We start from the raw sequence: 20,230 nt of genomic DNA on the forward strand, positions 1-20,230 counted from the left end.
GAGCTTAGCAGCCGTCATCCCCCACCTTGAAGAGGATAGGAGTGTTAGGTCTGGTAGCCATCGGATAAAATTAATAGGAGGATTTTTTATGCATTATAAAAGTTTAAATATAGCCCATAGAGGCTTTAGTGGTAAATATCCTGAGAACACTATGTTAGCTTTTGAAAAGGCTGTAGAGGCTGATTGTGACGGCATAGAAACCGATGTACAGCTTACTAAGGATAATGTACTTGTATTATGCCATGATGAAACTTTAGATAGAACCACAAGTAATAAAGGTTTTATATCACAATACACCTATAAAGAGCTTAAAGCTTTGGACTTTGGTATTAAATTTGGAGATAAATTTAAAAATATTAAAATTCCTACACTGGAAGAGTTGCTAGACTATTGCAAAGAAAAAGATATATACCTAAATCTTGAGTTGAAAAATAGCATAATCTTATATGAAGGCTTAGAAGAAATGGTTATAAAAAAGATTCATGAATATAATTTATCTAAACATGTAATATTATCTTCTTTTAATCATTACTCCATGGTGAAATGTAAATCTATAGATAATAATATTAAAACAGGATTATTATATGAAGCTGGTCTTTATAAACCTCATATCTATGCACAATATGTAGGAGCCGATGCTCTTCACCCTCATTTTTTAAGTGTAATTCATAAGGATATAGTAGATGATATTAAATCTAAAAACATTCTTATAAATACTTACACCGTAAATGATGAAAATCATATGAAAACTTTAATAAATTTAGGTATAGATGGTATTATAACTAATTATCCTGATAAACTTAGTAACTTACTAAAATCTTAAATAAATTGTTATTCTTTATGTAAAATCGGAGGATATCATTATATGATTACCTCCGATTATTGATAATTGATTTTTTATGATATATAATGTATGTATGCTTAAAATCAAACAAAATATCTAATTTTAATACAAATTTATATCTTTTATTAGATAGACTTTTGTCTAAAATACAGGGAGGTATATAATATGTTAAGTGAAAGATTACAAAAATCATTAAATGATCAAGTTAATTACGAATTTTATTCAGCTTATACTTATTTAGCTATGGCTGCTTATGCTGAAAGTGAAGATTTAGAAGGTTTTGCAAACTTCTTTAAAGTTCAATATGAAGAAGAGCTTTTCCATGCTATGAAATTTTATAATTATATAAATCAAATGGATGGAAGGGTAGTTATCGAGGCTATTGAAAAGCCTCAAATAGAATACGATTCTGTACTTCATCTTTTTGAATCAGGCTATGAGCATGAGAAAACAGTTACTTCTAAAATATATAACCTTGCTAATATAGCTACTGAAGAAAAAGAACATGCAACTCTAAGTTTACTTCAATGGTTTATAGATGAGCAAGTAGAAGAAGAACAAAACTTTAATACTATAATTAAAAAACTTAAGAGAATAGAATCAAATCCAGCTGCCTTATATATGTTGGACGATGAATTAGCTACAAGAGTATTTACTCCACCAACAGCTAATGCATAAACATTTAAATTTATATAATCACTAAAAAGAACAGGAAATAACTTAAAAAGTTATTTCCTGTTCTTTTTTGTTTGAAGTTTACATATTTAGTTTTTCACTCTAAGCACTCTCATAGAGTTTAGCACTGCTATTAAAGCAACTCCTACATCTCCAAATACTGCTTCCCACATAGTAGCTATTCCCATAGCTCCTAATATTAATATTACAAGCTTTACACTTAATGCAAATATAATATTTTGCCATACCACTTTATTTGTCTTTTTAGCTATCTTTATGGCTAGTATAATTTTAGATGGCTCGTCTGTCATTATTACAATATCTGCCGCCTCTATAGCAGCATCAGATCCAACTCCACCCATAGCTATACCTATGTCCGCCCTAGCAAGTACAGGAGCATCATTTATTCCATCACCTACAAAGGCTACTTTTCCTTTTCTTAATTTATCTTCTTGCAATCCTTCTAGTATTTCTACCTTATTTTGTGGAAGTAACTCAGAATAAACTTTGTCTACCCCAATTTTTGTTCCTACTTTATCAGCTACAAATTTATTATCTCCAGTTAACATTAAAATATTTTTAATTCCTGAAGCTTTAAGCCCTGTTATAGCTTCCTTAGAGTCTTCTTTTATTTCATCTGATATATCTACATGTCCAGCATAACCTTCGTCTATACTTAAATAAACCACAGTACCTATACTAGAAACTTCTTCTACTTCTATATTATGCATATCCATAAGTTTCTTATTTCCAGCTAATACATTTTTATTATCCACTAATGCTTTTATTCCATGTCCTGATATCTCTTCATAATTTTTCACCCTTGATTTATCTATATCTTTATCAAAGTATTCTACAATAGATGTTGCTATAGGATGAGTAGAAAATGCTTCAACATAAGCTGCGTATTCTATCAAGCTTTCTTTTGTGAATCCTTCTTTAGAGTAAACATTTGTAACTTTAAATACACCTTTTGTTAAAGTTCCTGTTTTATCAAACACTATAGTTTCGACCTTATTTAGGGCCTCTAAATAATTCCCACCCTTAATCAATATACCATTTTTAGATGCTGATCCAATACCTCCAAAGAATCCTAAAGGTATCGACACCACTAAAGCACATGGACAAGATACTACAAGGAACACAAGAGCTCTATATATCCAATCTGAAAATGTAGCACCCTCTATTATTAGTGGAGGCACCACAGCTAAGATAACCGCAGATATAACTACAACAGGCGTATAATATCTAGCAAATTTAGTAATAAACTTTTCAGTAGGCGCTTTTTTAGCCCCTGCATTTTGTACTAAATCTAATATCTTTGATAGTGTAGACTCACCGAATTCTTTTTCAACTTTTACATATAATAGTCCATTTTTATTTATAAATCCTCCAAGGACCTCATCTCCAATTCTAACTGTTCTTGGAACTGACTCCCCTGTAAGTGCAGATGTATCAACCATACTTTTCCCTTCTATTATAACTCCATCTAAAGGTAGCTTTTCTCCAGGTTTTATCATTATGATATCACCTATTAAAACTTCCTGCGGCGAAACAGTTATAAACTCTTCTCCTCTTTTAACGCTAGCGGAGTCTAGTCTTATATCCATAAGATCTGATATAGACTTTCTTGATTTATTTACAGCTATATCTTGAAATAATTCTCCCACTTGATAAAATATCATAACAGCCACAGCTTCTGGGTATTGTCTAATAGCAAATGCCCCTAAAGTAGCTATTGTCATAAGGAAATTTTCATCAAACACTTGACCTTTAGATATGTTTTTTACTGCTCTTAAAACTATCTCTCCACCAACTAAAGCATAACTTATAAGAAATAATCCAAGCTCTATTTTAGGTGAAAAATCAAATATTAATGGTATAATAAAGAATCCAAAACCTAATATTAGTTTTATAATAGATTCCTTTATTTCATTATTTTCCTGTTCGTTTTCACTTTTTGTATTAATACCTAGTTCTTTATTATTAATTGAATTATTGCTTTGTAGCTTCACCTCTACCTCGGGTTCTAGTTTATTTACTATTGATTGAACTTTTGAGAATATATTATTCCTATTTGAATTATTATCTACCTTTATAATTAATCTTTTAGATACAAAGTCTAATCCAGCTTCTTTTACCTCTTCTAATTTATTAACTTCTGTCTCAATCTTTGCTGCACAATTTGCGCAGTTAAGGCCCTCTAACATTATAATCATATTTTTATTTAGTCGTAAATTATTTTCTTTTTGTTTTACTATAACATCTGGTTCTAATCTATTTATTATATCTATACTATCTTTTAATATTTTCTCCATAGCCTCTTCTTTATTACTTTCTATTATTAAAGTCTTTGTTGAAAAGTTCATACTAGCAGAAAATACATCCTCTATTTTAGATACCTTATCTTCTATTTTAGCTGAACAACTTGCACAATCTAAGCCTTCTAAAATTAATTCATGTTTGATCATAAAATCACCCCTATCTACTTTTCTGTGATGTGTACTAACCCTTTATCAAATATGTCTTTAACATGATCATCATCTAATGAATAATAGACTACTTTACCTTCTCTTCTAAAAGTTACAAGCCTAGCATTTTTTAAGACTCTAAGTTGATGTGATATTGCTGATTGACTCATTGCAAGAAGTGCTGCTAAGTCACAAACACACATCTCAGATTTAAATAAAGCACATATTATCTTTATACGAGTACCATCTCCAAAAACCTTAAATAGTTCTGCAAGTTCATATAGTTTTTCATCTGTAGGTAGTGACTTAATAACTTTTCTTACTACATCTTCATGAATCATAACTGTACTGCAACTATCTATCCTCTCTAAATCTTCCATATAATTATCTCCTCTTACAATTGTACATATGAGCATGTATTCATATGTTATTTATATTATATTGATTATATTCTGTGAAGTCAAGTTTTTTTAAGTTAAAATATTCATTACTTATGTTATGTTGTACAAAAATAAAAAGTTACTCAAAATGCGCATTTTTAATTAACCTTTAGACATTTAATTTATTTATTTTCATTAAATCTTTTTCTATATCCACATTTTCTACATAATTCTTCTACTACTTCTCTATTTGAAAATCCCTCTGCAATAGACACCGCTCTTTTCCCTTCTATAATTTCCGGAAAATGCATGTCATGTATATTACCAAGATTAATTATCCCCTCACCATCAAGGCAGCAAGGAACTACAGTGCCATCTACCAATATTCCAACTTGATTTTTAAGCCCATAGCAAAAACCTCTATGAGTCTTATCTTCTTCTGCATTTAAACTTGGCCACTCAAATTCGTAATCTTGATTTAAAAATACCCCCTCTGCTATTTTAATACCTCTTGAAAGATTTATTTCTTCTTGAATTTTATAAGGCAAATTAAATTCTCTTTCTAATATAGATAGTATTTCTCTGTTCCTTTGCTTTTTTATATTTGTAGCATTGTCCTCATCAAGATTCCAAAGCCTTAGAGAAATTAGGGTATTATTTGTTTTTCTAATATCTTTTATAAAAGATATTACGTCATCTATGTACTTATTTTTATTGTTTTCTACATGGTTTCCGTCAAAGCTATGAAGGGAAATATTAATTTGTCTTAAAGATGGTTTCCCTATTAGTTTATCTTGCATATTTTTAATTAAGGTTCCATTAGTTGTTATATTTGCCTTAACCCCTTTTTCCTCACATAAATCTAAAAGTTTATCTATATCCTTATGTAATAAAGGTTCCCCCTTAACATGAAAATATACATACTCACCATAAGGCTTTACCTCATCTAATATGTGACTAAATTTATTAATATCAATGAATTCAGCCTTCCTTTTAGTTTGAGGACAAAAGTCACAGGCAAGATTACATGCATTAGTTATTTCTATATAAATCTTTTTAAATTTCATAATGTATCACACTCCAATTCTAGTAACATCTTGTAAGACCTAGCAATTATTTCGCTTATTCTATATTAATGATCTATTAATATATTGGTAATTATAATTTTTATAAAATGATTTATCCATATGTATTTTATCATATATTTTAAAAAATTCCTTTGCCTTTTTTTATTTTAAACTAACCATTACCATTATAATTCTATTTAACTTAATAAAGACAGACATGCATCTTATTAATCTTTATAGTCTTTTAGTCAAATTATAAATTGTAAAACTTAATAAAAATAGATAGACCTTTAATTAATAAAAGGTCTACCTTAATATATATTTATTTATATATATTTATTAAATTCTATATTTTGTTTAATTCCATTTAGTAATTGTTTCATCTCTTGATCTTTACATTTATCCATTACTAATATCACATCACCTGAATCTACTATAACTAAATCCTTTATTCCAAAACCTATAATAAGCTTATCTTTACTAAATACTGAACAATTTTCACTCTCATCTAAAAAGACATTTTCAGAAACATTATTTCCCTCATGAACTTTAAGGAATCTACTGAAAGCTTTAAAGCTTCCAATATCGTCCCAAACGAATTCACATTTTATAACAAAAGCCTTCCTAGTTTTTTGCATAATACCAAAATCTACAGATATCCCATCCATTAGATCATACTGTTCTTTTATAACATTTTTCTCTTCATTTTCATCTACTGCTTGATATATCTGCATAAGACTTTTATACATCTTAGGAAGATATTTTTCCATTTCTCTTAAAAATACATCTGCCCGCCATACAAATATGCCGCTATTCCAAAGATAAGTTCCTTTCATTAAAAAATCTTTAGCAACTTCTATATTAGGTTTTTCAGTAAATCTTTCCACTCTATATGTGGCTATACTTCCAGGTACCCTCTGTCCCATCTCAATATATCCATAACCAGTTTCAGGTGTTGTTGGATTTACACCTATGGTAACTAATCCTCTTCGCCTTTCTGCTATTTCTATTGCTTGATTTAAAGTTTCTTGGTATTCTTTTTCTCCCTTTATATAATGATCTGATGGAAGAACCACCATTACAGCATCCTTATCCTTTTTTAATAACTTAACTGCAGAAAGACCTATACAAGTAGCAGTCTCTTTATTAGATGGTTCTACAAATATATTTTCCTCGTTTATTTCAATTAATTCTTCTTTTATCTTATCTTTATAACTTTCATTAGTTACTATATAAATATTTTCTTTATCTATAATTGGTTTAATCCTATCTACAGTATTTCTCAAAAAACTTTTATTATCTACACTCCTTAAAAATTGTTTAGGATTTTCAGCCCTTGATAGAGGATAAAGCCTCGTTCCTTTTCCTCCCGCTAATATTAATGCGTAAAGCACTTTTTCACACTCCAAGTATTGTTATGTTTTATAATATGTATGTATGTGCTTATTTGTGAAGACAGCATAGCATTATATCTTTATTTTGTTAGTTCAAATAATATTAAAACTCAATTATTCTCCAAGAAAATGCTTTATTTATTAATAATTAAAGTTGACAAAATAATCTTATAATGTTATATTTAATTTATAAGATTTAATTGAGCAAAATATTCTTTTAATGAATAATAATAAATGAGGAGATGTTAATATGTCTGTTTATGATTTTAATGTAAAAGATATCGATGGAAATGACGTAAATTTAAATGATTATAAAGGTAAGGCTCTATTAATAGTTAATACTGCAAGCAAATGTGGCTTTACACCTCAGTATAAAGACCTCCAAAAACTATATGATAAGTATAATGAAAAGGGCTTTGAAATATTAGGTTTCCCTTGTAACCAGTTTGATATGCAAGAACCTGGTGATAATAAAGATGTTAAGACATTTTGTGAGCTAAATTACGGTGTAACTTTCCCTATGTTTGAAAAGATAGATGTAAGAGGAAAAGATGCGCACCCTTTGTTTAAGTATTTAACTTCTAACACTTCATTTAAAGGTTTTGATTTACAAAATCCAAGTGGAAAAATGATTCATAGTTTCATAAGTGAAAAGTTCCCTGAATTCCTTATAGATGATTCAATAAAGTGGAATTTCACTAAATTTTTAATAGGTAGAGATGGAAACATAGTAGGAAGATTTGAATCTCCAGTAGAACCAATGGATATGCAAAAAGATATAGAAAAGTTACTATAATCTACTTAAATATTCACTTAAAATGATTTAATTAATAACCTTAATAACTAAAAAAGATAGGTCTAGAGAAAACAATCTCTAAACCTATCTTTTTTTATTTCATTAACTACTCAGTAATTAAAAACTTTTGCAACGGTTTTACATAGTCTATCAAAAATATTTCATCCTCATCTATTCTTCCTACTACATTTGTATTACCAGAGTTTTTCATATCTTTTAATGCTATTTGTAATTCCCCTGTATAATTCTTATAGTTCACATTGTCTATTGTGATATCCCCTCTTTTAATATCTTTTGTATTAAATTGTCTAAATCCATCTCCTGCACTTTTTACTCTAGTCCTAGATGATCTTATCATATATTCAGATACATCTGCTCTGTTAGAATGTAAAGTTTCAAGAATTATATTTTTCTCAGCATCAGATATTCCTTCTTCAATATTTGCTTTAAAAGTTAAAATATAAGGATTTACTTCACTTAAAGCCTTAAGCTCTTCTTCAGATGCAAATGCGTTGGCAATTATTACATCATCAATAGAGTTCGTAGAAAATAAATGTTTTGCTTGAACCTGTATTGGAAGATTTCTATGTTCTTCTAATGTGCATAATCCTTCACTCACAGGCCATGGCCCATATTTTGCTTTGTTTGAAGAAACAAAGGCAGCTGTTCTAATATTATAATTTTTAAATTGAGCATTGCACTTGGTAAAATGTTCATATCCAATTCCAGAATATTTATGTGGATAAAAGTTATGACAGCCTAAAATATTTTCTGGATTAGGATTATAACTAAATACATTGTCTATATATTTAGTTCCAGAACTCATATTAAACTCAATTTTCAATCCATATTTATTAAAGCTCATTACAGATTCTTCCATGCCTGAAAATCCATTATCTAACCTTATTCCATAGAGTCCCATTTCCTTAAAAATTCCCAAATCTTCAAAGCTTACTCCAAGATATTTTAACACTTCTGGATTGATATCTGCTATAACTTTCATACCATATTTATTAGCATGCGCTATAGTTTGTTTGAATTCATCCATTATCTTTTTTTTATCTCCCTCTACTGAGAGAAGACATGTAAATATTCTTTTATAACCATATTTATTAGCTTTATCAATATATTTTAAGTTATTTTCTAATTTTGTGTGAGCTGGATATATCGAAAACCCTATATTTTTCATAGTAAACCCCTCCATTATTCTTAAATAAATCACAAGTTTCATATAATGTTTCTATCTATTTAATTTAAAATCTTAATTTGATTCATAAGCCTTTTCTTGTTCATAATATCCTTTATCTACAATACTTATAAATGGAAGATAAATAAATAGTGATATTACAAGTTCTACAATTTGTAGTATTGCACCTCTTATACCAGATACTAAGAACCCACCTATTATAGGCGGTGTAGTCCATGGAATTAAAACTCCATTAGGTCTTGGCACAATGCCTGTAGTCATAGATACATAAGTTACAATAGCTAATACTAGTGGTACTAGTATAAATGGTATAATCATAATAGGATTTAAAACTATAGGCAATCCAAATATTATAGGTTCATTTATATTAAACAAACCTGGAAGTATTGCAAGTTTACCAATTTTCTTACACTGTTGTGATTTACATTTAAATAACATCAAAAGACATAATGCTAATGTTGCTCCACCACCACCGAGCCACAAATATATGGAATTAAATTGTTGTGTAATAATATGAGGAAGATTTAAACCTGCTTGAAATGCGGAAAGATTTTCAGCTGATAAAGCTAACCAAATCGGACTCATAACAGACTGTACAACATCCCCACCAGATATACCAAATGCCCAAAATAGGCCTATAAAGAAATTAGAAATTAAAGTAGCTCCTAAGCTATCCCCTAATGATGTCAATGGTACTTGTAATATAGTATAAATAAAGTTATGAATTGTTTCAAATGAAGTAAATCCAAACAATAATCTTATGATATTAAAAATAAGCAAAGTAATAGCAGCCGGTATCAATGCTGAAAACGACTTCGCAACTGTAGGCGGAACACCTTCTGGCATTTTTATTACCCAACCCTTATTAATAACAAACCTTACTATTTCAGTTGCAAATATTGCCGAAAATATTCCTACAAATAATCCTTTGGAGCCTATCCATTCCATTGGAATAACTCCATCTACTTTAACAGCCACCTTTGTCCCTTCCTCTACAAAATTGGTGAAAAATGGTGTTAATATAAGGAATGAAGTAAGTGCAATGGCAGCTGTGCTTAATCCTTCTATCTCATAGTGTTTTGACAAGCTATATGATATTCCAATTATTACGAATATAGTCATTATTGCCATGGTTGCGTGGAATGGTACTATAAAGAATGATGACCACCCTTCTCCAAATATTCCAGTCATAAATTTTTCATATCCTGGTATTGGCAATGATGCAAATAATAAAGACATTGCTCCTATAATAAGTAGTGGCATAGATAACATAAACCCATCACGTATAGAAAGTAAATATTTATTACTAGCTAATCTTTCTGCTACTGGCATTAACTTTTCTTCAATTGAATCCATAAATTTTCTCATGATAATCCCCCCATTTTTACTATTCCATCATCTTTAAAGCCTGTTCTAAAACCTTATCTCCATCCATCATGCCATAATCCATAGTGTTTATTACACCTATTGGAACCCCTTTTTCATCACATAATTTCTTAAGTTTATTTAATAAATATTTAATTTGTGGTCCTATAAGTACCACATCAACCTCATCTAATTCTTTTCCCATAGCCGCCTCAGGAAAAGCATCAATTGATACTTCTATTCCTTTAACTTTAGCTGCCTTTTTCATCTTTGTAACTAATAAGCTTGTTGACATTCCTGCTGAACAAAATAAAGCAATCCTTTTCATTTTTCCGCCTCCTTGTTTTTTGTACAAACATTAAACTACCTTTACTTTAAAATATCAAATAAATATCTATGAATTGTTATACTTTAACTGTAGTTAAACATTGTTATCCTAATCACTTTTTTGAAAAATATCCTTCTTTCTCTGGAGTTCCTATTGCTTCTCCCTTACCTAGCTTACCTGCAAAACTTGATATATTTTTCAAGGAATTGCTAAGTCCTACTCCACCTTTATTTGGTGTTTCTATTATATAAATATCTTTTCTAAATATTGGTGTGCCTGTACTTTCTTTTGACATAGCTGCAAAAGCTGGTATTTTAAGTTTATTTTCTACGGCTTTTACCAAATACCCACAACATTCACCATATCTTTTATAATTTAATGCTGGACCGCACAAAACTACGTCTGGTGAAAACTTCTTTATCATTTCTAATATTTCTTCCACGGCCTTTTCTTTATTTTCTAAGAAATAATTATCTCCACAAATTACTGTACCAATTATATCTGCTCCATTCCTTATCATTGTAGATTTTAAAAGCATTCCTGGGCCAAAAGCTCCATTTTGTGATTGGGGTTCTATGTCCATCCTCTCATCGCCACCCAATCCTGCTTGAACTTGATTTAAAAATTGAACTACCTTTATCATTAAATCACCTCACTATCTTATTTAATTTTCTCTTTAAGATTATTAATTTCCTTTTGCATCTCTATCATATTTTTAACAAGATCTCTTGCTAGTAATGTACTCATGAGATGATCTTGAGCATGAACCATAAGTATATTTACCTTTATATGATCTCCTTCAGCCTCCTTTTGGATAAGTTTTGTTTGTATCTCATGAGCCTTCATTAATGACTTTTCTGCCTCTTCCATAATATTATTAGCTAAATCATAGTTACCTTCTTTTATATTATTAAAAGCTTCAAATAAACAACTTTTAGCATCTCCTGAAAAACTTATAAGACTAAATATAATTTTTTCATCTATATCTGTATTTTCATCTTCATTCATAACCCCATCTATTTTCTTTGTCATATTTATTCCTCCATTTCAATATTTATTAACTATTACTTTAATAACTAAGCAAAACCCGTGCCAACTTATTAGTATTCTATGTAATCTTTGATTTATAAGGGTTTCCATAGTTCATTTATATAACGTGTATAAATATTTTATACACTTCTTATTTCTTCTTTTTATCCTAATTCTTATCTTGTGTGTTATTTCAATGTTTAAATAAGACGTTTATATAAAATTTATTTTTTAAAATAAAGCTGTTCTAACCACTACATCCATTTAATAATGCGCAAAAAAAATAAGCCCTATCCCTTACTTTTAGAATTTATCCTTTAGACAACTTATACAAGTTGTACAAGTTATATCTATTATCCAAATTCTTATACACATGGCTTATTTTTATATACTTATCTTAACTATCTTTATATACTCATTATATTTCTTATAATAAAACAAATTTCGTCTTCATTAAATATAATATTATAATTTTCTTCTATTTTTTTAAGAGCATTTTTCACTATCTTATATTCATTTTTGTACTGTTCTTTAATTACATCTTTAGAATAACAAGAAGAGGTCATCTTACCTTCTATTATATTGCTTGTAGAACAAATCATGTGAACCATAAGACCTGTTGAAACATCATAATTTATCTTTTTACCAGTCTTCTCTGTTACCTGTTTTAAAAAATCATTGTATAATATTTCAAACTTATATAAATCCATATTTTTAATATCTTTACTCAGCACTTCAATAAAACTATTATTGGTACTAACTTCTTTTTTTCCTTCTAATATTTTTATAAGACTGTCACAATTACTATCCATGAATATATCATATGTGGATATATAAGGTATCCCATATATATTAGGGTTTATAGTTCCGACTATTGCTAATATATTCTTTTCTTTAGCTATATTGTTCAGCGTATTATAAGTATGCTGTTTATTGTTCAAGGCCATTGGGAATATTTCCACATTATATTCTTGTGTATTTATCTTACTCTCAATAAAATCTTTTAGCTTTATAGCACTTCCTTCTCCTGTAGTACATAATGTTATAATAATATTATCATTTTTCGGAATAAATTTATCGGCTACTTTTATATTATATGATTCACAGTTATCGAGACTTTTTCTTATATTATAGTAAATAGCTTGTACATCCGATTCTATGACAGCTTTTCTTGAGCACTCTATAGCAATTGCTGTAGAAACCATATCCAGTACCTTTATTTCAATACCGGTATCTTTAGATATAAGCTCACCAAACATACTTAATGACCCCATATCTACAAGAAGAATTACTCCCCCTCCTTCATTTATTTTTATTATCAGATTTTTCAATTCATAATAGGCTACTTTAGGACTCTTATCTAATGACATATCATAAGCATAGGTGTTATCTGCTCCTACAAGTTTGTTTACAACTTCAGCCATAGATGATGCCGTAGTTCTACCATGCATTGCTATAACAACAATTGGACTTTGTTTTAATGTTTCAGATTCTATTTCATTTACTGTTAAAAACATTGCTATAAATCCTATTTCATCTTCTGGAACCTTTATATGATAAGCATTTTCTATTAAAATTGCTAGTTCTTTAGATACTTCATATTCATTGTTATAATTTCTTTTTATATTTTCTAAATTATGATTCACTATACTTTTACCACTTTTTATTCTATTTATACTAGAATTTATATGAAGACATAATCCGTAGAACACCTTACTTTGAAATACCTTCCGTAAACTATGACTTGCTATATCTAAAAATGTCTCCACTATAACTATTACACCCTCGTCTACTATTTTCGACAATTCATCCTTTTTAACACTTTTGCTAAAGGTTTTTATAAAAGTTTTAAAATAATTTTCAATATCAAATTCCATTAAAAGTTTTATTTCTGTTTCCTTTATGCCTCGCTTATGGAGCTCCTCCATCTTTTTTTCTATTCCTTCATAAAAGTTATCTGGAAGAGAATAGTCGCCTTCTTTCATCAAGCTTTTAGGTCCTTTTGGCGTAAAATATAGGGTTTTTTCACTTTTTATTATTTTATCTATTTCGTTAGCATGATTTTTATATATAAGAAGACCTTGATTTACGTAACTAGCAAAATCAGTGCAATGAACTTCTATATTTTTTAACTTTTTAGATACTGAATTTAAAAAAGCATTTGCACAGCCTAATTGAATATCACTTTTAAGTTGTCCTATATTTCCCTGACAATTATGAAGCATAAGTTGTCTCACCGTATTAAGTGATACTGATATATCTTTTCCTATTCTCGCCGCCTCTACAGTAAAAAATTCACATATAAGCTCAAACCTTTCGTCAAGACTCCTATCTTTTAAAGCAGGTATTTTTATATTCATAGGTATGCGCCTTGTGAATGTAGTAAGAAGAACCTCGTCTATATCCTCCGTGGTAGCACACATTATAAGAACTTCGCACTTTTTTTTATTATCATCTCCTAAAGATGAATAAAGTCCTTTATCTATAAGATAAAACAGCATCTCCTGTCCCTCTGGTGGTAATCTATGAACCTCATCTAAAAACAGAACTCCTCCATTAGCTTTTCCTACTATTCCTTCTCTATCTTTATCAGCTCCTGTAAATGCACCCTTCTTACACCCGAAAAGATGAGCTAATAAAAGCTGAGGGTTATTTGCATAATCAGAACAATTAAAAGATACAAATGGTGAATTTGGTTTCAAAAGATTATTTTCCACACCAAATTTATACATAAGTTCTGCAAACATAGTTTTTCCAACACCACTTGGTCCTAATATTAAGGTATGAAGACCCTTTGGTGGATATAACATTGCAGCCTTTGCTTGTTGAATACACTTTTCTAAACTCTTATCATTTCCTATAAGCATATTAAAATTAGCATTTTCTTTAATTAAAGTGCCTTGAGATTTAATAGTAGAATCCATAGTATATATAACAGGCTTTCCTTTTATCTTTAGTAATAGCCCGTCTCTATGTAATTCATTAAGTATTGAACTTACATTACTTCTTTGTAAATTAAGCTTTTTTCCTATTTCGCCAGCCGATAACCCTTTTTTATCAGCATCCACAGAATCTTCTATAAGCTTAAATATTTCGTCTTTATTAGTTTTCAATATAATCACTCCTTTTACCAATATATTAGCTATAAAGGTTATATATTGAACTTTTGTATTAATCAAAATATCAATATTTTAATCTTTTCACTTGATAAATGCCTATATAAATATTTATAATGTAATTATAAACATTATCTAAACTTAAGATTTAGAAAGGATTTGGTATTATGATAAAAGTTTGCACCTTCAGCAGATATTTTGAAGATATAGCTTCTGCTCTAGAAAAAGAAAATATGGACTTTACTTCAAAAGAATGCCTACTAAGATGCGACCTTTGTAGAACTGTCCCCTTCGTAATGGTTGATCATGAATTTATTATAGGTGAAACTCTTGATGATTTAATTTCTAATATAAAAGAAAAACTTATTTAAATATATAAATTTACTTATAGGATATTTTATATACCTATATTTTTACACTATGTATAGCTGCCTATTTTTTATTTTATGTATAGTTTCATATTTTTTATCTTATGTGTAACCCTGTATCTTTATCCTACGTATAATTCCATATATTATATAGCTTGACTAATCATACTATACAACATTTTTAATTATCAAGTGATTCTTAGACTCAGATGGAGTTTGCTTATAAGGAATACATCTCCATCTGAGTCTTAGGAAAACTTATAAAGAGGCGTAGCAGCCGTCATCCCTCACCTTGAAGAGCATAGGGGTGTTACGTATTGTAGCCATCGGATAAAAGTAATATAAAGCTAACTTTTAATTAGTTAAGCTTTAGATTCTTAAATGCTAAATTATAATATTATTTATATGATTCATATGCTTCTCATACTTTTTAATACTGGCAACAATTTCATTTTTATTTTTAAAGGTGCTATGTCTTCTACAATTTCAAATACAACTTCTTCTGTAATAACCTTTATATTATTATGATTAATCCAATTGCTAACCAAGATTATTATTTGTTTTTTAAATAATAGGGGTGTCTGACTTAGCACTAATTTATACATATCTTTGCTGTTACCTTCCCACTTGACTGCCTTAAGGATTCCATCCTCCACTATAGCCCTCCAATACTTACATTGATTTTAATCTTACACCATTCTTTCTTTTCACTCTTTTATTTTACTTTAATCTTATTTATATGATTTTGTTCATTATTATACTTTTCTTCTATTTTTATGATGCTTTATATGTTTTAATGCATTTATATTTTAATTTTATAAATATAATTAATGTTTTTATGCTGTATATTATTTTGTTATTTCATTATTTTCTTTAATAAGTTAAATTTGTCTTTGTAGGGTGCATACCTAAAATTAATATCTAATTTACCTCTTTTTATAACTGATTTGTAGTGAGAAAAGGTTTCAAAGCTTGATTCTCCATGATATCCACCCATACCACTTTCGCCTACTCCACCAAATGGTATATAATGAGATGCCACTTGTATTACAGTATCATTTATACACGCTCCTCCTGATGTAGTATTTTTCAGTATAATTTCCTGTGACGCCTTACTCTTTGAAAAATAATAAAGAGCAAGAGGCTTTGGTCTACTATTGATTAAATTAATTGCTTCATTTAAGTTTTCGAATTCTATAATAGGAAATATAGGTCCGAATATTTCATCATTCATTATCTCATCTTCCAAGGTAAGGTTATCTATTATTGTAGGCTCAAAATATAACTCTTCTCTTATATTATTACCGCCTAAAATCACATTTCCTTTTCCTAAATAAGATTTTAATCTATCAAACTGCTTCACATTGATGATTCTAGGATAATCAGGACTTTCTTTAGGGTCTTCACCATAAAATTCTTTTATATATTTTTTAATAGCATCTATAAGTTTTGATTTTACTAAGCTATTTACAAGTAAATAATCAGGTGCCACACAAGTTTGTCCAGCATTTAAAAATTTGCCCCAAACTATTCTCTTAGCTGAAAGCTCTATATCTGCATCTTTATCAACTATGCATGGACTTTTCCCACCAAGCTCTAAAGTAAGAGGAGTAAGGTTCTTTGCAGCAGCTTCCATAACTATCTTGCCAGTGCCTACACTTCCTGTGAAGAATATGTAGTCAAATTTTTGTTCTAATATTTCCTTAATAGATTCTCTTCCACCATCTTCATAAACTATGTCTACCTGTTCTATAGAAAAACATTCTTTAATTATCTTTTTTAATACTATATTTGTATTCGGTGAATATTTAGACGGCTTTATAATAATGCTATTTCCTGCTGCTATAGCTCCTACTAAAGGTGACATTGTAAGTTGGAAAGGATAATTCCAAGGTGACATTATAAGAACTACGCCCTGTGGATTTGGATATATATAACTCTTTGCTGGAAAATGAACTAAGGGTGTTGGTTTCTTTTTTGCCCTGGACCATTTTTCTACATTTTTTATGGCTAAATTTATTTCTTCTAGTACAAGTCCTATTTCTGTAGCATAAGACTCAAACTTTGATTTTCTAAGGTCCTTCCATAATCCATCTAGTATCTCATTTTCATTAGAAGTTATTGAATACCTAAGCTTTTTTAGTAAATCAATTCTCCCTTCTATAGGAAGAGTATTCCCGCTTAAAAAATGATTTCTTTGGATTTCTATTAACTTATTTACTTTAATCATAATAATTACTCCTTTAAATCTTTGCAAATTCCCCTATTATATATTAATATTACTTCTAGAGGTGTTTATTTATGGATTGTAAATTTATGCTAGTTAAAAACAAATATAAATTCGTTTATACTCAAAAAATAATTGTGTTAGAAGATAATTTTGCTTATAATATTAAAGAGGACATCTCTTTATTTATCAAAGAATTATCTCTATATGGAGTAATTTTAAAAGACCTTTGTAAAAGCACTCCATCTTTTGATACAAAAAATTTACTTTTAAATATAAGCTTTTCTTTATTAGAAGAGAAAACTTTAACAAGTTTAATTAAAAGAAACAGATCTCTTCCTATTAAAAGTTTATCAGAATTTACTGATGAATCTCCACGATTTATAAAAAAGTGGGAAAATTATTTAATAGCTTATTATTTAATAATTTCTAACCCTCAATACAATAATATAAAAAATTACCTTAATATACAAGCAACAAATGTAAATTCAACAGAAAACATTTCTGACGAATCAAAGTTAAATTCAGATTCTAGTAAAGATAATGCTACAAGCAATGCCTTAACCCTGTATGATAAATCTCAAACTAATAACTTATGTGCAGGAATTTTATTAACATCAAATAAAAATAAGGGTATAATATTAAATTGTTATGGCGAATTTATAAGAATAAAATTACTTGAAGAACCTTCTTCTCAAATAGGATTAATTGTATCAGGTGCTAAAACAAATTCTTGGAGACTATATAAATACCCTTTATCAATAAGTGTTTTTGTGATAATCGTTTTAAGTTTAATATATCTACTTTTGCAAAATCAAATATCTACCACTATAATTTTAGAAGCCAATGCATCCTTAAAAATAAATGTTAATATGATGCATAAAGTAACTAAAGTAATCTCTAAAGATAGCAACGGAAAGGAGATATCTTCAAATTTGAATCTAACTGGAAAGTCCATTGATCAATCACTAGAACTAATTTTAAACAAAGGAAAAGAATTAAACTTCATTGAGGAAAGATCAACAATATATATTTATATAAATGGTAATAAACTAAATGAAAAGGACTTATCCTCTTGTGAAATCTTTGTAAAAGAAAATGGAATAGATGCAAGAATAAACAATAGTGGCGAAAATCATAATATAAATCCTAAGTAGGTTAAAATAAGTTTTCTTTAGGTTAGTCTTCGCTTTAGATATCACACTATTAATTCCCTATATATTACCATAAGCTTTAGATAACCTACTATTAACTTTCTGTATACTACCATAATACTTAGATAATTCACTATTAATTTTCTGTATATTAATATTCCTTTTTGATTTATATATAGTCTTTCACATAAATATAATAAAGCTTATTATATTAAAATTTGAGGATAGTAACCCTTTAATGGCTACTATCCTCAAAATAAAAATATTTTTATTTAATAATTATTTATTTAATAACGCTTCAACTTCACTTTGGTTGAATCCTATAACTGTCTCACCATCAATTTTTATTACAGGAACACTCATTATTCCCATAGCCATCAATTCTTTTCTGTTAGATGGTTCTTTAACATTCTTTTCCTCGTAGCTTACATTATTTTCTTTAAAATATTCCTTTGCTGCTGAACAAAATGTGCATGTGTCAGAAGTATAAATAACAACATTTTTCATTATAATTCCTCCTTTTTTATCATCAAATACCCTTGTTAGGTATATTACTATTATACAACTATATTTTATACATTTCAATAGTCTTTTTTAATTCATAATAATTATTTGTTATCTTAATTATATGTCTATAATTATAGTTTTATCGTTATTAGTTTATGTTTATTGGGTTATATTTATTATTTTATGTTTATTTAAAGATAAATATACATTATAGCTTTCTACATAATATAACTTTTAGTCTATTAATTATACTATTAATGATATAATTATATAATATCTTATTATGCCTATAAATTCTATTTTTAAAAACATTATAATGAAGCTTTACTTTAATTAAAAAACTTTAATATATGCTATATAAGTGAAAGAAATAAGGACGTGATGAATTGAAGACTAGCACTAATACTAATTTAACTAAACATACTGCTAATAAAAAAAAGAATTCACCTAACAAAAATACACCTAATAACAATAAAAAGATTCATTCTAAGCCTTCTAAAAATGAAGACATTAAAAAAGATTCTTTAACCCCCTCTTACATAGTTCATGATACAAAAGATAGTATACGGATAAACAAATTTATTAGCGATAGTGGGTACTGTTCTAGGAGGGAGGCTGATAGGCTTATAGAAAGTGGGAGGGTAACTGTTGATGGTGTTAAGGCTGTTATAGGTACTAAGGTTTCTACTTACCAAGAGGTTTATGTGGATAAAAAGTTAATCAATGAAAAAGAAAAGCCCATTTATATAGCTTTAAATAAACCTGTAGGTATAACTTGTACAACAGAGCCCTGGGTAAAAGGTAATATAGTGGACTTTGTGGGACATCCTAAACGAATATTTCACATAGGTCGCCTTGATAAAGATTCTGAAGGATTGATCTTTTTAACTAACGATGGTGATATTGTAAATAAGATACTAAGAGCTGAAAATAATCATGAAAAAGAATATATTGTAACAGTTGATAAGCCAATTTCTAGAAACTTTATAGAAAACATGTCTAGTGGGGTTAATATCCTTGATACCATCACAAAAAAATGCAAGGTTACTAGAGAAGGCACTTATGTATTTCGCATAATTTTAACTCAAGGGTTAAACAGGCAAATTAGAAGGATGTGCAGTGCTCTTGGATATAATGTAGTAAAATTGCAGCGTATAAGAATTATGAATGTAACTTTGCATAACCTTCCTCTAGGAAAGTGGAGGTATCTTACGCCTAGTGAGTTAATAACAATAAATAAACTTATATCCTAAAATGAACTCAGAAACCAGCACAGATATTGCGTTGTTTAATACTAATAAA

The 20,230-nt window shown here is 28.7% G+C and carries 19 protein-coding genes; 6 read left to right on the forward strand and 13 right to left on the reverse strand.

Annotation, left to right across the window (positions count from 1 at the left end):
- The first annotated feature begins 88 nt into the window (after positions 1-88).
- Both BV55_RS0102060 and BV55_RS0102065 read left to right on the forward strand, forming a co-directional pair.
- Positions 89-823 (forward strand): glycerophosphodiester phosphodiesterase, encoded by a 735-nt coding sequence (locus BV55_RS0102060; RefSeq protein ID WP_029451064.1) that lies wholly within the window; start codon positions 89-91, stop codon positions 821-823.
- A 186-nt stretch (positions 824-1,009) separates the two neighbouring features.
- The gene (locus BV55_RS0102065) at positions 1,010-1,522 is read left to right on the forward strand and encodes a ferritin (RefSeq protein ID WP_029451065.1); all 513 of its coding nucleotides are present in this window, start codon (positions 1,010-1,012) and stop codon (positions 1,520-1,522) included.
- A gap of 86 nt (positions 1,523-1,608) precedes the next feature.
- On the opposite strand, the gene BV55_RS0102070 is transcribed toward BV55_RS0102065, so the two are convergent.
- The 4 genes from BV55_RS0102070 to BV55_RS0102085 all read right to left on the reverse strand — a co-directional run bounded on the left by BV55_RS0102070 (position 1,609) and on the right by BV55_RS0102085 (position 6,831).
- Complete coding sequence (locus BV55_RS0102070) at positions 1,609-3,990, reverse strand: heavy metal translocating P-type ATPase (RefSeq protein ID WP_029451066.1); 2,382 nt, start codon at positions 3,988-3,990, stop codon at positions 1,609-1,611.
- A gap of 14 nt (positions 3,991-4,004) precedes the next feature.
- A complete protein-coding gene (locus tag BV55_RS0102075) occupies positions 4,005-4,370 on the reverse strand; it encodes an ArsR/SmtB family transcription factor (RefSeq protein ID WP_029451067.1) in 366 nt (121 codons plus the stop codon).
- A gap of 182 nt (positions 4,371-4,552) precedes the next feature.
- Positions 4,553-5,440, reverse strand: coding sequence for a radical SAM/SPASM domain-containing protein (locus BV55_RS0102080; protein ID WP_029451069.1), 888 nt, complete (start codon positions 5,438-5,440; stop codon positions 4,553-4,555).
- 323 nt (positions 5,441-5,763) lie between these two features.
- On the reverse strand, positions 5,764-6,831 hold the full coding sequence (locus BV55_RS0102085; RefSeq protein WP_029451070.1) for a mannose-1-phosphate guanylyltransferase: 1,068 nt from the start codon (positions 6,829-6,831) through the stop codon (positions 5,764-5,766).
- 250 nt (positions 6,832-7,081) lie between these two features.
- On the opposite strand from BV55_RS0102085, the gene BV55_RS0102090 reads away from it, so the two are divergent.
- Positions 7,082-7,627 carry a glutathione peroxidase gene (locus BV55_RS0102090; protein WP_029451071.1) on the forward strand — a complete coding sequence of 182 codons (546 nt, stop codon included), beginning with the start codon at positions 7,082-7,084 and terminating at the stop codon, positions 7,625-7,627.
- Between the two features lie 106 nt (positions 7,628-7,733).
- Here the strand turns inward: BV55_RS0102090 and BV55_RS0102095 are convergent, their stop codons facing one another.
- From BV55_RS0102095 to BV55_RS0102120, 6 genes are all read right to left on the reverse strand, one after another.
- Positions 7,734-8,816, reverse strand: coding sequence for a DUF871 domain-containing protein (locus tag BV55_RS0102095; protein WP_029451072.1), 1,083 nt, complete (start codon positions 8,814-8,816; stop codon positions 7,734-7,736).
- Between the two features lie 72 nt (positions 8,817-8,888).
- The gene (gene celB / locus BV55_RS0102100; protein ID WP_035794209.1) at positions 8,889-10,202 is read right to left on the reverse strand and encodes a PTS cellobiose transporter subunit IIC; all 1,314 of its coding nucleotides are present in this window, start codon (positions 10,200-10,202) and stop codon (positions 8,889-8,891) included.
- Between the two features lie 19 nt (positions 10,203-10,221).
- Entirely contained in the window at positions 10,222-10,527 is a 306-nt protein-coding gene (locus BV55_RS0102105; RefSeq protein ID WP_029451075.1) for a PTS sugar transporter subunit IIB, read from the reverse strand.
- A 112-nt stretch (positions 10,528-10,639) separates the two neighbouring features.
- Positions 10,640-11,170 carry a glycine/betaine/sarcosine/D-proline family reductase selenoprotein B gene (locus BV55_RS0102110; RefSeq protein WP_029451076.1) on the reverse strand — a complete coding sequence of 177 codons (531 nt, stop codon included), beginning with the start codon at positions 11,168-11,170 and terminating at the stop codon, positions 10,640-10,642.
- Positions 11,171-11,187: 17 nt separating this feature from the next.
- Positions 11,188-11,559 carry a PTS lactose/cellobiose transporter subunit IIA gene (locus tag BV55_RS0102115; RefSeq protein ID WP_242850836.1) on the reverse strand — a complete coding sequence of 124 codons (372 nt, stop codon included), beginning with the start codon at positions 11,557-11,559 and terminating at the stop codon, positions 11,188-11,190.
- A 404-nt stretch (positions 11,560-11,963) separates the two neighbouring features.
- Positions 11,964-14,669: a sigma-54-dependent transcriptional regulator gene (locus BV55_RS0102120; protein ID WP_029451078.1), complete on the reverse strand. Its 2,706-nt coding sequence runs from the start codon at positions 14,667-14,669 to the stop codon at positions 11,964-11,966.
- 170 nt (positions 14,670-14,839) lie between these two features.
- Here BV55_RS0102120 and BV55_RS0102125 point away from each other — a divergent pair, with 170 nt between their 5' ends.
- Positions 14,840-15,043, forward strand: coding sequence for a DUF1450 domain-containing protein (locus tag BV55_RS0102125; protein ID WP_029451079.1), 204 nt, complete (start codon positions 14,840-14,842; stop codon positions 15,041-15,043).
- Positions 15,044-15,450: 407 nt separating this feature from the next.
- On the opposite strand, the gene BV55_RS0102130 is transcribed toward BV55_RS0102125, so the two are convergent.
- On the reverse strand, positions 15,451-15,696 hold the full coding sequence (locus tag BV55_RS0102130; RefSeq protein ID WP_029451080.1) for a hypothetical protein: 246 nt from the start codon (positions 15,694-15,696) through the stop codon (positions 15,451-15,453).
- Between the two features lie 200 nt (positions 15,697-15,896).
- Positions 15,897-17,270, reverse strand: a complete 1,374-nt coding sequence (locus tag BV55_RS0102135) for an aldehyde dehydrogenase (RefSeq protein WP_029451081.1) — start codon at positions 17,268-17,270, stop codon at positions 15,897-15,899.
- A 71-nt stretch (positions 17,271-17,341) separates the two neighbouring features.
- On the opposite strand from BV55_RS0102135, the gene BV55_RS0102140 reads away from it, so the two are divergent.
- On the forward strand, positions 17,342-18,424 hold the full coding sequence (locus BV55_RS0102140; RefSeq protein ID WP_029451082.1) for an anti-sigma-I factor RsgI family protein: 1,083 nt from the start codon (positions 17,342-17,344) through the stop codon (positions 18,422-18,424).
- Between the two features lie 276 nt (positions 18,425-18,700).
- Here BV55_RS0102140 and BV55_RS0102145 read toward each other — a convergent pair whose 3' ends face one another.
- Positions 18,701-18,928 (reverse strand): glutaredoxin family protein, encoded by a 228-nt coding sequence (locus BV55_RS0102145; protein WP_029451083.1) that lies wholly within the window; start codon positions 18,926-18,928, stop codon positions 18,701-18,703.
- A 386-nt stretch (positions 18,929-19,314) separates the two neighbouring features.
- Between BV55_RS0102145 and rluF the strand changes: the two genes are divergently transcribed.
- Positions 19,315-20,181 (forward strand): 23S rRNA pseudouridine(2604) synthase RluF, encoded by an 867-nt coding sequence (rluF, locus tag BV55_RS0102150; RefSeq protein ID WP_198023178.1) that lies wholly within the window; start codon positions 19,315-19,317, stop codon positions 20,179-20,181.
- Positions 20,182-20,230: the final 49 nt, after the last annotated feature.

It is taken from the genome of Clostridium algidicarnis, assembly GCF_000703125.1.
Lineage (GTDB): Bacteria > Bacillota > Clostridia > Clostridiales > Clostridiaceae > Clostridium_L > Clostridium_L algidicarnis.

What these genes read in the sequence shown, in the direction of transcription:
- BV55_RS0102135 (WP_029451081.1), bottom strand. Translation starts at nt 17,270, where the DNA reads ATGATTAAAGTAAATAAGTTAATAGAAATCCAAAGAAATCATTTTTTA.
- BV55_RS0102075 (WP_029451067.1), bottom strand. Translation starts at nt 4,370, where the DNA reads ATGGAAGATTTAGAGAGGATAGATAGTTGCAGTACAGTTATGATTCAT.
- BV55_RS0102065 (WP_029451065.1), top strand. Translation starts at nt 1,010, where the DNA reads ATGTTAAGTGAAAGATTACAAAAATCATTAAATGATCAAGTTAATTAC.
- BV55_RS0102110 (WP_029451076.1), bottom strand. Translation starts at nt 11,170, where the DNA reads ATGATAAAGGTAGTTCAATTTTTAAATCAAGTTCAAGCAGGATTGGGT.
- BV55_RS0102125 (WP_029451079.1), top strand. Translation starts at nt 14,840, where the DNA reads ATGATAAAAGTTTGCACCTTCAGCAGATATTTTGAAGATATAGCTTCT.
- BV55_RS0102095 (WP_029451072.1), bottom strand. Translation starts at nt 8,816, where the DNA reads ATGAAAAATATAGGGTTTTCGATATATCCAGCTCACACAAAATTAGAA.
- BV55_RS0102070 (WP_029451066.1), bottom strand. Translation starts at nt 3,990, where the DNA reads ATGATCAAACATGAATTAATTTTAGAAGGCTTAGATTGTGCAAGTTGT.
- BV55_RS0102060 (WP_029451064.1), top strand. Translation starts at nt 89, where the DNA reads ATGCATTATAAAAGTTTAAATATAGCCCATAGAGGCTTTAGTGGTAAA.
- BV55_RS0102115 (WP_242850836.1), bottom strand. Translation starts at nt 11,559, where the DNA reads ATGACAAAGAAAATAGATGGGGTTATGAATGAAGATGAAAATACAGAT.
- BV55_RS0102105 (WP_029451075.1), bottom strand. Translation starts at nt 10,527, where the DNA reads ATGAAAAGGATTGCTTTATTTTGTTCAGCAGGAATGTCAACAAGCTTA.
- BV55_RS0102140 (WP_029451082.1), top strand. Translation starts at nt 17,342, where the DNA reads ATGGATTGTAAATTTATGCTAGTTAAAAACAAATATAAATTCGTTTAT.
- celB (WP_035794209.1), bottom strand. Translation starts at nt 10,202, where the DNA reads ATGAGAAAATTTATGGATTCAATTGAAGAAAAGTTAATGCCAGTAGCA.
- BV55_RS0102145 (WP_029451083.1), bottom strand. Translation starts at nt 18,928, where the DNA reads ATGAAAAATGTTGTTATTTATACTTCTGACACATGCACATTTTGTTCA.
- BV55_RS0102090 (WP_029451071.1), top strand. Translation starts at nt 7,082, where the DNA reads ATGTCTGTTTATGATTTTAATGTAAAAGATATCGATGGAAATGACGTA.